Here is a 1,162-nt window from a genome sequence, read left to right on the forward strand (position 1 = left end):
CCGCCGCAGCCGGCCCCATGTACCCTGGCGACGCGGAAGGCTTCCACGGCTACCTGCGCGCCGGCGCCGGCAGCACCACCGCCGACGGCGGCGGCCCGCAAAGCTGCTATGGCCTGGGCGGCAATACCATGAAATATCGTCTGGGCAATGAGTGCGACGCCTACACGGAATTCGGCTACACCAAGGCCATCGCCAAGTCCGGCGACGTCAGCTACCTGGCCACCATCTGGGTCAACGCCTACGCGCCGACCTCCGATTTCGGCGACCGCAAGCTGGGCATCGTCAAGGCCTACGTGGAAGCGCAGGGACTGGACTTCCTGAGCGGCGGCACGGCCTGGGTCGGCAAGCGTTTCTACTACCGTCCCGACATCCACATGCTGGACTTGCAGTACATCAACATGAACGGCACGGGCGCCGGCCTGGACCGCATTCCCGTGGGTCCGGGCAAGCTGTCGTACGCCTTCTTCAAGGATAACGACGTGCGCAACGTGAACCCCGTCACCAACGCGGTGGGCACCACGTCGGCCGTGCGCCAGAACCTGATCTACGGCGACATTCCCGTAAACCAGGACGGCTTGCTCGACATCGCCGCCACCTACATCATCGGCCAGGGCAAGGACAACGACGGCTACGGTCCGAAACACAATGGCTGGCAGCTGTCGGCCTTCCACCGTCAAGGCAAGGTATTCGGCGGCTCGAACACCTTCGGCGTGCAGTACGGCGTCGGCCCCGGCGTGGGCGGTTCCGGCAACGGCCAGATGGGCGCCTCGGGCAGCACCTCGTTCGGTTCGGACGTCAAGCGCACGCGCATCTTCAACGACATGGCGGTGCAGCCGATGGACAACTTCGGCATGGAATTCGTTGCCCTGTGGCAAAAAGACGAGTCGAACGCCAGCGGTTCCTCGACCTGGACCTCGGTCGGCGTGCGTCCTGTGTATGCGTTCACCAACAACTTCAAGCTGGTGACGGAACTGGGCACGGACCGCGTGACGCAGGCGGGCGGCCTGCCGGCCAAGCGCCTGACCAAGCTGACCATCGCGCCGACGATCTCGGCCGGTCCCGGCCTGTGGTCGCGTCCTGAACTGCGCGCTTTCGTGACCTATGGCAAATGGAACGATGCGGCCACCGCCTCGGTCAACGCGTCGAACAACTCCGGTCCCGT

1 protein-coding gene is annotated in these 1,162 nt (G+C 65.1%); it reads left to right on the forward strand.

Annotated features, from left to right (window positions below; translation table 11 throughout):
* On the forward strand, positions 1 to 1,162 hold a 1,162-nt coding region (locus tag AC07VI_RS29285), incomplete at both ends, for a maltoporin (protein ID WP_494808844.1).

It is taken from the genome of Janthinobacterium sp. GW821-FHT03A03 (genome assembly GCF_059421435.1).